This is a genomic window from Nonomuraea sp. LPB2021202275-12-8, from assembly GCF_037044575.1.
Lineage (GTDB): Bacteria > Actinomycetota > Actinomycetes > Streptosporangiales > Streptosporangiaceae > Nonomuraea.
Genome location: NZ_JBAHWD010000055.1, coordinates 24367 through 32912 on the forward strand (window position 1 = coordinate 24367; position 8546 = coordinate 32912).

General features: G+C 67.8%; 5 protein-coding genes. 1 reads left to right on the forward strand and 4 read right to left on the reverse strand.

What is annotated here, in order from left to right; genetic code table 11:
* Positions 1–309: 309 nt before the first annotated feature.
* From V5E28_RS46285 to V5E28_RS46300, 4 genes are all read right to left on the reverse strand, one after another.
* The gene (locus V5E28_RS46285) at positions 310–2301 is read right to left on the reverse strand and encodes a hypothetical protein (RefSeq protein ID WP_336216675.1); all 1992 of its coding nucleotides are present in this window, start codon (positions 2299–2301) and stop codon (positions 310–312) included.
* Positions 2298–3440, reverse strand: coding sequence for a 5'-methylthioadenosine/S-adenosylhomocysteine nucleosidase family protein (locus tag V5E28_RS46290; RefSeq protein ID WP_336216676.1), 1143 nt, complete (start codon positions 3438–3440; stop codon positions 2298–2300). The genes V5E28_RS46285 and V5E28_RS46290 overlap by 4 nt, the downstream gene beginning before the upstream one ends.
* 13 nt (positions 3441–3453) lie before the next feature.
* Complete coding sequence (locus tag V5E28_RS46295) at positions 3454–4149, reverse strand: NUDIX hydrolase (protein WP_336216678.1); 696 nt, start codon at positions 4147–4149, stop codon at positions 3454–3456.
* An 86-nt stretch (positions 4150–4235) separates the two neighbouring features.
* A complete protein-coding gene (locus V5E28_RS46300; protein WP_336216680.1) occupies positions 4236–5111 on the reverse strand; it encodes a phosphorothioated DNA-binding restriction endonuclease in 876 nt (291 codons plus the stop codon).
* 78 nt (positions 5112–5189) lie between these two features.
* Here V5E28_RS46300 and V5E28_RS46305 point away from each other — a divergent pair, with 78 nt between their 5' ends.
* Positions 5190–8261, forward strand: a complete 3072-nt coding sequence (locus V5E28_RS46305) for a DUF3427 domain-containing protein (RefSeq protein WP_336216681.1) — start codon at positions 5190–5192, stop codon at positions 8259–8261.
* Positions 8262–8546: the final 285 nt, after the last annotated feature.

The window sequence follows — 8546 nt, forward strand, 5'->3', positions numbered from 1 at the left end:
GGCGCCGATCCTGGGCGGGTTGCCTGAGGTCCGGACGCGGTCGCCCCTTGGCGCGCGCTACTGCTGCATGTCGAGCCGTGCCAACCTGATGGGCCTCCGCGGGGGATCTATTGGGTGGGCGCGCCGATACGCCTGCGAGATTTCTAGTCACGTGGCTGAGGTGCGGAGAAGAGGGCCAGAGAATGACCACCGCCACCGCCACGAACACCGGCCCCACCGCCGCGGCCTCGCCATTCGACTGCCCCTCCGCCCCGCTCAGCTCGTGCTCGGTGGACAAACGAACATCGGACGTGATCTCGGGTATGTCCGTCAGGCGAAGACGGCGTTCACGGCCTTGCTCACCTCCGCGAGCGGGACTTTCTCACGTTGACGTTCGAAGGCGATCCACTGTTTACCCTCCGCGGCGACCCCTTCCAGGACGTGCAGGGCGTTCCAGATCCCCGCTGTGCCGAGGGTCACCTGTGACGCGCCTTGTGGATCCTTGTCCTCAGTCTCGGTGACATCTGTGGGCGGATCGGTCACCTTGACCTTGATCGGGTCGCCGTTGGTCAGCGTCAGCACGAAGACGTTCTCCCCGTTGTCAGTCTCGGCCACCTGGACGGAGGTGAACGCGTCGTAGCGGTAGTTAGTGCGTGCCCGGATGGGGAAGGTGACCTTCTGGAAGTCGAGGCGCATGGTCAACTGCCGCACGCCGTCCTTGGTGAGCAGGAAGAGCAGAATCTTGTACTTCGAATATCTCCATGGCCCGTCCTGGATGCGTGCCCTGTCGTAGAAGGGCGTGGCGGGCGCCTCGATGAAGGCGTGGGCGAGGACGTCCTGTCGCTTCAGCCTGTACAGGCCCATCGCTTGCTCCATCAGCGCCTTACGGTCGCACTCCAGCCAGCGGGCCATCTCGAGATCGTCCGGTCTGTCGGCAAGTTTGCGCTTCCACCGGTCGAAGGCTGCCTGACGGTCGGCCAGCAGGCCCTTGTTCTCCGCCATGTCAGCGGAGTGCCGCTTGTACGCAGCGGCAATGCGCAGCCAAAGCCGAGCCGCGAACCAGATCGAGGCCACGGCTACGAGCGCTACCGGCGACAAGACGAACGGCCTGACGTGCGCGCCGCTCCAGACCAGGAAGGCGCCTGCCGCGGCCGCCGCGATCGCGGCGAGCACGCACATCGCTTTCACGAGCCTGGGGACGCGCAACTCCTTGCGGTAGTCCCACAGCTTGCCCGCCTGCCAACGCCGTGCGACGTCGGCGACCAGGTATCTGGTGAGCCAGGCGACTCGCTTGGCGTTGACCGTACTCTCCCGGTAGATGGTGACGACCTCGTCCCGCAACGCCCGGCGGACGCCCGCCGTCTCCGAGAGCCAGCCGGCTCTGTCCGCGTCGGGCGGGGTGTACAGCGAGAAATAGTGGTTGAACTGCCGATCGATCTTGCTCGCGAAACCGTCGCCGCGCGTGGTGACCGGCCGGCGCAGATACTCACGGTCCTTCGCCTGGCAGCGCTCTTTCCTGCACCGCCACTCCACGCCGCTGCGCACGCTCGCGTAGCAGCCGGCGGCGAGTGCCAGCAGGGCGGATACCGCCGCCGACCCAGTGTGCTGCCATGCCGCGGCGGCGATGAAGCCGCCGGTCGCCAAGGCCAGTGCGGTGATCGCTGTGGCTCCGCTCCAGGTGCCGACTCCGATGACGACGGGATCTGCCGACCGTACCCGTGCGCCGATGGGCTCCGGCTGGAAGAACTTCCAGGCCCGCTTCTGTCGGTCCTTCGCGTAGCGATCGTTCCTGGCGGCGTCGAAGGCGCGCGTCCAGAGGGCGTCCTCGGCGGAGCTGTCCAAGAACATCTCCATGTGCTGGAGGATGTCGTTGCGCTGCTCGTCGGTCAGCTTCTGAAGCTCCGGCTCTATGTCGGCTGCCCCGCCCTCCGCAGCCCGGGACGTCAGGAGGTGGTCGACCAGTTTGATCGCGTCGGCCCATTCGTCGTCGTCCTTGATGGCACCGCGAACGCAGCGCAACATGGCGATCTCTCCTGGCGGCACCTGCTGCAGAGTACGTCCGCTGAGCAGGGCCAGCAGCAGGTAGAAGCACGAGCGGCCATTGACGTAGTTGCGTAGGACCACAGCCTCGCGGATGTGCTTGCGCGCCTCTGGTGCCATCCCCGCATGCAAGGAATTGAGCCCCGCTTCGAAGGTCTCCTCGGGCGAAGGGGCGGCTGCGACCTGGTAGACGTTGACAGGGCCGTGGATGGCCTCCGCCTGCACGCCGACGTTCGACGAGTCCGCAGCGAGGTTGGCCGGGCCGGTGCGGGCATCGTTCACAGGACGCCTCGAAGGGCCGTGATGATGGCCGACACGTGCGCGGCCAGCTCCGCCACATCCGCAAGAAGCCCGCGAAGTTTCTTCAGCGCAACCACGGCCTTGTTCCTGCCCTCCTTGGTGCTCTCGGACAGCGAATCGGCAGCGACGGCGATCTCCTCCTCCGCCGCGGTGAACGTGTCCTCGTCCAACTCTTGAGCCTTGCGCGCTCTGGCGAGCCGGTCGCGCAGCTCGGCGAGCTGGGCGGCCAGGTCGGCCGCCTGCGGCTGTGGCGGATGGCCGATGGTGACATTGCCGTGGATATGTCCGGCCTGCACGCCCACCCGGGCATTGTCGCGGGCGACGTTCTTCACGCTGTCAGTCATGCCCTTCGTCTCTCTCGCCTTGTTGGCCGGGTGGTTCTCGTGCTCCAGGGCCAGTTCCTGAGCCAGGGCCATGGCGAAGGCGGCGGCGTTGGCCGCAGCCCTCGGCTGCCAGCTCAGGCCGTCGGTCGCGGTCTTGGTTCCGTCAGCGCGATCGCTGATGCCGCGCACCACGGCCATGGGCAACGACCGATTGTGGTGAGCGGCCTGCGCCACGCCGGCTGACTCCATCTCGATCGCGAGGGCGTCGTTGTAGGTCTGGCGCACCCACTGGGCCTGCGCGGAGATCGCAGAGTCCTGTACGACCTCGCCGGCCGCGATCGGGCCGAAGCGCACCGCGGGCACGGCCGTGCCCGCGGGCAGGCGGCGGGTCCAGGTTTCGGTGCGGTAGAGGTAACGGGCGATCTGGTCGGTCTCATGGGCGATCTCCCAGACCCGCGGGCGGGCTTTGAGACCGTCGTCCTCGCTGGTGCCGCCGTGGTAGGCGTACACGTGCGTGGCCACCACCACATCCCCCAAGGCGATGCCGGGCCACAGGGCTCCGGCGACTCCCACGAACAGCAGCGCGGACGGCGAGAACTCGGCGATCGCCCGCTCGGTGATCACCGCCGACGGATGGTTACCCTTGCCGACCAGGCCCAGGGCCACCGGGCGCCCGTCGCCGACGAGGCGGCCGAGCTCGAAACGGGTACCGGCGGTATGGCGGTGCACGCGCGGATCGGTCAGGTGCCTGCGGACGGCCTGATACTCCAGATCCAGCGCCGTGAGGATCACGATCATGACCATCGACCTCCTAAGGCCGAGTCATCGGGGGACTGAGGACGTGTGCCGGGCCTGCTCTGAAGAGCCGGGCGGGCCGCCCGTTCGAGGTCTTGCGCATCGGGCCATCGGCGACGATGAAGCCGCGGGCGCCCTGGATCTTGCGATAGAAGTTGCGCGGATCGAGGCGGATGCCCCATACCGCTTCGTACACCTCCTGGAGCTCCGAGATGGTGAAGGTTTCGGTGCAGAACGCGGTGGCCAGGGCGGTGTGCTCCAGCTTGGTACGCGCGTGCTCGACCCCGTCGACGACGATGCGACGGTGGTCGAACGCCAGCTTCATGCCAGAGCCCAGCGCGTCGTCCACCGAGATCCAGGCGGCGTCGGCGGCGTCCGTACCGGCGACCGGCTCCGGCAGCCGGGGCGCGATGGCCAGGTAGGCGACGGACACGACACGGCCGCGCGGATCGCGGCCCGGCTCGCCGTACACGGCCAGGGGCTCCAGGTGCACGTCGGACAGGCCCGCCTCCTCCGACAGCTCGCGCCGCGCCGCTGCCTCGATGTCCTCGTGCTCGTCACACAGGAAGCCGCCCGGTAGCGCCATGGCACCCTCGTACGGCTCGATGCCGCGTTCGACCAGCAGCACGTGCAGCCGCGAATCGCGCAACGTGAGGATTACCAGGTCAACAGCGAGCAGGATGGCGGGCGGCTCCCATCGATCGTCGCTCATATGTCTGACCCTAAGTTTTTGTCATACTGACAAAAAGTAGCGCCAGGGTTACCTTCGCCATCCACCGCGACCCCCAGCTGACGCCCTCAGCCGCGGACGGGCCTGCGGAACACCTGGTGGCTGTGCCAGTCGATGTGATCCTGTTCGACCGCATCCAGGCCGGGCTGAGGAGATTGGGCAGGTCGGCCTGCCAAGGCGAGCACCATGTCCCGGGACGACTGCGAGCGGCCGACGAACCTGGCCGAGACGGTGATGGCGCGCTCTGCGGTAAGTCCGAGGACGCCCTTGTCGAATAGCTTGTGGTGGATCGCGCACAGGCACAGGCCGTTCGCCACGTCGTCGGGCCCGTCGAAGGCCCACCAGCGCACATGCGCAGCGTCCAGGCCCACCACCGCACCGTCCAGCCAGCCGTCGTAGGAGCAGAACGCGCAGCAGTACTCGTACGCCATGAGCACCCGGTCGCGGAAACCCCGGTCGCGCTGCTTCTTGGTCTCTGTGAGGGTTTCCAGCGTCTCCAGGTCCAGGCCGGCCAGCAGGCACAGGTCGCTGTGCAGGGACGGCGCGAAGTTGGCATCCAGGAGGTATCGGACCATCCTCCCCAGCAGACCGGGCTCCTCCGTCAGCGCGCGGGCCAGGTCGGGATGCAGACGGCCGGCGGCCTGGCTCTCGCGCAGGCGACCCAGCTCCGGACCGGGGCTGCCCTGGCCGTGGCGGGTGTCGACCAGCCAGAGGCCGTCGTTCGTTAGGTGATGAAAGGGGTAGCCGGGGCTGGTGTCACGCGGCGGGCCGTACTCCTTGAGCAGTTTCTTCAGCTCGGCCTCGGCTGCGCTGAACGAGATGGGACCGTTGCCGTGCCGTTGGAAATGGCCCAGGGCGTACAGGAGGAGGAGCGGTTTGTGCGGCGCGCGCTCACCGCCTCTGCTCCAGCGCCGGACCTCGGCGACCCGCTCGATCCAGTCCACGATCGGCTAGTGTAGGACGACCTTTTCGGTCTCGGCATACGTATGTCGCGTTGGCCGGCCGCGCCCTATAGTCGCCGGGTGAGCGATCTTCGACCGGGCATCTACCAGCATCTGGTCACGCGTGAGCTGGATGGCCTGCTGCGGGCGGTGCCGGATCGTGACCTGATCGACCGGCGGTCCTTGGACCTCGCCGACTCCCACGAAACTCTGGCCCGGCACCTGAGCGCGCTCACCCGCCAGGCGCTGCGCGCCGTACGGGGCGAGACCGACGCGGTGCGACTGGCCCGGCAAGTGGAGATCGTCAATCGGGTCGCCGACCTCCTCGGCGACCTGGTGCCCGAGGCCGCCTCCCCCGAGGACATGGTGGAAGCCTCGGAAGAGCTGCTCGGCATCGCCAAGGGCCGGGACGCGGGTGGGCAAGTGCGCTTTCCACCGCGACCGGCGGTCCCCCTCACCGGCAGTGCGCTGCTGGTCAACGGGCGCGGGCAGCCGGAGATCGGTCATGAGCTCAAGCGGGAGCTGGCCTCCGCCGACCATGTTGACCTGCTGTGCGCGTTCGTCAAGTGGAACGGCGTACGCGTGCTGGCCGAGGCGATCGAAGAGTTTCTCCAGCGCGGCGGCCGGCTGAGGGTGGTGACCACCACCTACATCGGAGCCACCGACCGCCTCGCCCTGGACCGGCTGGCCGCCATGGGCGCCGAGATCCGCGTCTCCTACGACACCCGGACGACCAGGTTGCACGCCAAGGCGTGGCTCTTCCACCGGACCAACGGACTGTCCACCGCCTACGTGGGCTCGTCCAACCTGTCGCGCACCGCCCTGAGCCATGGACTGGAGTGGAACGTCCGTCTCGCCCAAGCAGAGCAGCCGCACCTGATCGACACGTTCGCCGCGACATTCGACGACTACTGGGGCGATCCGTCGTTCGAGCCCTACGACCCGGCACATGACGCCGAGCGGCTCGACCGCGCCCTGTCCGCCGAGCGGACGGGCGGCCGGCCCGTGGTGCTCGACTTCGCGCACGTGGACGTCCGCCCGTACTCCTACCAGCGCGAGATCCTGGACGAGCTCGACGCTGAACGGGAGATCCACGACCGGTGGCGCAATCTGGTCGTCATGGCCACCGGCACCGGCAAGACCGTGGTCGCCGCGCTCGACTACCGGCGGCTGAGGATGGCCGGGCAGGCGGAATCGGTGCTGTTCGTCGCCCACCGCAAGGAGATTCTGCGGCAGAGCCTGCTCACGTTCCGGCAGGTGATGCGGGACGAGACGTTCGGCGAGCTGTACGTGGACGGCGCCCGGCCTGAGCAGTGGCGGCACGTATTCGCCTCGATCCAGACCTTGGACGCCAACCCGCTCCCTGAGCCGGACCGCTTCGACATGGTGATCGTGGACGAGTTCCACCACTCCGAGGCCGCCACGTACCGGAAACTGCTCACCGGCGTGCGGCCCAAGGTGCTCCTGGGCCTGACCGCGACACCGGAACGCGCCGACGGCCAGGACATCAAGCACTGGTTCGACGGCCGGATCGCCGCCGAGCTGCGTCTGTGGGAGGCGCTGGAGCGAGGACTGTTGGCCCCGTTCCAGTATTTCGGCGTGCACGACGGCACCGACCTGCGCCAGATCGGCTGGCGGAGGGGCCAGGGATATGACGTCGGCCAGCTCTCGAACATCTACACCGGCAACGACCGCCGCGCCGCCGTGGTTCTGCAGACGCTGCAACGCAAGATCGGCGACGTCGGGCGGATGCGCGCCCTCGGCTTCTGCGTGAGCATCGACCACGCCCGCTTCATGGCCGACCGCTTCACCAAAGCCGGCCTCCCGTCCGTCGCCGTCACCACGAACAGCTCACGCGACGAACGTGACCAGGCACTACGCGACCTGCGCGAGCGCAAGATCAACGCAGTGTTCACCGTCGATCTCTTCAACGAAGGCGTCGACGTCCCGGAGATCGACACCGTGCTGTTCCTACGTCCCACCGACAGCGCCACCGTCTTCCTCCAGCAACTCGGCCGCGGTCTGCGGCTGGCCGATGACAAGCCTTGCCTGACCGTGCTCGACTTCGTCGGCCACCAGCACAGACAGTTCCGCTTCGACCGCCGCTATCGGGCGCTCACCGGCGCGAGCCGTACCGGCATCGCGCGGGAGATTGAGCAAGGCTTTCCGACACTGCCCGCGGGCTGCGTCATCGACCTGGACCGCGACGTGCGCCGGCTGGTCCTCGACAACGTCCGGCAGGCGCTCAGCCTGAACTGGCGGGACCTGTCCAGGGAGCTTCGCGAGCTGGGCGACGTCAGCCTGTCCGCCTTCCTGCAGGAGACCGGGTTGGACGTGGACGACCTCTACCGTCGCAGCCGCCCGGGCTGGGCATCCCTCCGACACACCGCCGGCCTCGACACCGCCGCACCGGCCGACGAAGGGCTCGGCCGGGCCTTCGGCCGCATGCTGCACATCGACGACGTCGAGCGACTCACCTTCCTGACCCACGTGCTCGCCGGACAGGCGCCACGGTCCTCGCGCGAGCTGCGCCTGCTGGCCATGCTGGACGCCATGTTGTGGGGCGGCACCGAGCCCGTCTCCGGCATGGAGGCCCGGCTCGCCCGCCTCACCGGAGCCCGCGCGGCCGAGCTGGGAGAGCTGGTGAACGTGCTCCGCTCCGGCCTGCGCCATGTGGCCCCGCCGCTTGACGCGGCGGTGCCACTGCACGTGCATGCCCGCTACAGCAAGAACGAGGTCCTGGCCGCCTTCGGCATCGACCGGCCCGCGCACATGCGCGAAGGCATCAAGTACGTCCAGGAGCACCGGGCGGACCTGTTCTTCGTCACCATCGACAAGTCCGAGGACCACTACTCCCCCACCACGCTGTACCACGATCGGGCGATCAGCGAGAACCTGTTCCAGTGGGAGTCGCAGAGCACCCTGCGCACCTCGACCGCCACCGCCCAGCGCTATCTGACAGGCGCGTCCACGGTTCACCTGCTCATCAGGCAGTCCAAGCGGGACGAAGGGCTGGGTGCGCCGCCGTACACGTACGCGGGGCCGATGCGGTACGTGAGCCATGAAGGCGAGCGGCCTGTTCGCTTCGTCTGGCGCCTGGAACACCCACTCCCACCCGAGGTCTTCCACTACGCCAAGGCCACCGCCGGCTGAGCCAGTTGCAACGGCATCACCTCTGTGGAGGCACCCGCATCTGAAGAGCGGGAACGTCTTGCAAGGCTCTCCCACCGCGAGTATCGCTTTGACCAGGCCAAACACTCGTCAAGCGGTAGATGATGGAAGGTCCTTGCCGAGGCGCCAATGCACGGTGAGCAGCAACCACATATCGTCCACCAGTAGACATGTTGGACTCGAAAAGACTGGAGCTCTCCTAAAGCGGGTGCCGCAGACATCCGATCTGCCTAAGTTGTCAAGCCATGGCCTTCGATCGTGGTGTTT

What these genes read in the sequence shown, in the direction of transcription:
- V5E28_RS46295 (WP_336216678.1), bottom strand. Translation starts at nt 4,149, where the DNA reads ATGAGCGACGATCGATGGGAGCCGCCCGCCATCCTGCTCGCTGTTGAC.
- V5E28_RS46290 (WP_336216676.1), bottom strand. Translation starts at nt 3,440, where the DNA reads ATGATCGTGATCCTCACGGCGCTGGATCTGGAGTATCAGGCCGTCCGC.